At 64.2% G+C, this 1,687-nt stretch carries 3 protein-coding genes; all 3 read right to left on the minus strand.

Translation table 11 applies throughout. From position 1 onward, the window contains the following. Positions 1–44: 44 nt before the first annotated feature. Positions 45–392, minus strand: a complete 348-nt coding sequence (locus PKA57_RS06290; RefSeq protein ID WP_324298637.1) for a hypothetical protein — start codon at positions 390–392, stop codon at positions 45–47. Between the two features lie 123 nt (positions 393–515). Beyond that, positions 516–1,373, minus strand: coding sequence for an ABC transporter ATP-binding protein (locus PKA57_RS06295; protein ID WP_324298639.1), 858 nt, complete (start codon positions 1,371–1,373; stop codon positions 516–518). Then, positions 1,373–1,687 (minus strand): AAA family ATPase (locus tag PKA57_RS06300; RefSeq protein ID WP_324298641.1); only part of this gene is annotated, 315 nt, incomplete at its 5' end. The genes PKA57_RS06300 and PKA57_RS06295, both read right to left, overlap by 1 nt.

Raw genomic sequence — 1,687 nt, forward strand, 5'->3', positions numbered from 1 at the left:
ATGGATGCCGGGACTAGCCCGGCATCACGGCGTCAGACCGCCTCTCAGAAGCCAACCGAAATGATGGCGCCCGTATAGGCGTTGACGGTCAGCATCACCAGGCGGCCGCGATAATCGCGGCAGGGCACGCGGTAATAGTGATCGTAGAAGATCGGCCGGCCGAAATGATGGTAGCGCGCCCGCTCAAGCTGCGGCCTCCAGTAGCCGAAATCGCGGCGCTTCATATGGCGGTAATCATGCCTGCGATCGTAGCTGCCGCGGCCCCAGTCGCGCTTGCCATGGTCGCGATAGACGCGGCGATCGTCATGCCGGTAATTGTCGGCCTGCGCGGTCATGGGAACCGTTGCAAAGAGCGCCGTCGCAAGGCCGGCAAGGACGAGAAACTTCTTCATGGGCTGCCTCCTTGGCAAATCGAACCGGGTATCGATCCGTTGAGGCAGAGAATGCGCGATTGCGGCTGAACCCATACTGGCCCGGTCGTTCATCGCACGTTCAGCTTTCAGCGGCGCCGTCTCTCAACCACCAAGGAAGAGCCGGCCGACTTCCGGATTTTCCAGAAGCTCGGCCCCCTTGCCCGCCAGCGCGACGCGGCCCGAAACCATCACATAGCCGAGATCGGCGAATTCGAGCCCTCTGCGCGCATTCTGCTCGACCATGACGATGGTCTTGCCCTGCTCGTCGCGCAGCTCGCTGAGAATTTCGAACACCATGTCGATCATGCGCGGCTCGAGCCCGATGGAGGGTTCGTCGACGAGCAGGACCTCCGGGTCCATGATGAGCGCGCGACTGATCTCGAGAAGCCGACGCTCGCCGCCCGAGAGCACGCCCGCCCGCTCCCCCCTCCGCTTCGCAAGCCGCTCGTAGCGCGCGAAGACCCGCTCCGCCGCTTCATGCGCCGCCCGCCCGTCGGCGAGAAGATAGCCGCCCATCAGGAGATTTTCTTCCACCGTCATGTCCGGAAAGATCGAATTGTCCTGAAGGATATAGGCGATGCCTGCATCCTTCAGCCTCGCGCTCGATGTGAGGCGCGTGACATCGCGGCCCTGCGCGATGACCGCGCCCGCCGTGATCCTCGTGAAGCCGAAGATCGAATGGAGCACGGTCGACTTGCCGGCGCCGTTCGGTCCCACGAGGCAAAGCCCCTGCCCTCGCGCCACGGCGAGGTCGATCCCGTGCAGGATCTCCATCGCGCCATACCCTGCGTGAAGACTGCGAAGCTCGAGCACCGGCTCGCCGCCCGCAAGCTCAAGAAGCTCCTCGCGCGCGACCGCCTGCCCCAGCGCTTCAGCCTCGCGCGCTATGTCGGCGACCGACAGCGCGGGCGCGATGCCGCCCTCGCCATAGCCGCCCGCGCGTTTGCGATCGTCCGCCATCATTGCGCTCCGAGATAGGCATCGAGCACGCGCGCATCGCCGCGTATCTCGTCCGGCGTGCCGTCCGCCAGCACGCGCCCATGCGCGAGACAGGTGATGCGCGAAGCAAGATTCATGATCACACGCATATTATGCTCGATGACGAGCAGCGTGATGCCGAATTCCTCATTGGCCTTCCTCAGCCGGTCGATGAGCCCGTTGATGAGCGTGGGATTGATGCCCGCGGTCGGCTCGTCGAGAAGCAGGATCTTCGGCTCGCTCATCAGCGCCATGGCGAATTCGAGAAGTTTCTGCTGGCCGAAGCTCAGGCTCCC

It is taken from the genome of Parvibaculum sp. (assembly GCF_035325945.1).
GTDB lineage: Bacteria > Pseudomonadota > Alphaproteobacteria > Parvibaculales > Parvibaculaceae > Parvibaculum.

Coding starts and splice junctions, on each gene's coding strand:
- PKA57_RS06295 (WP_324298639.1), bottom strand. CDS start 1,373: ATGGCGGACGATCGCAAACGCGCGGGCGGCTATGGCGAGGGCGGCATC.
- PKA57_RS06290 (WP_324298637.1), bottom strand. CDS start 392: ATGAAGAAGTTTCTCGTCCTTGCCGGCCTTGCGACGGCGCTCTTTGCA.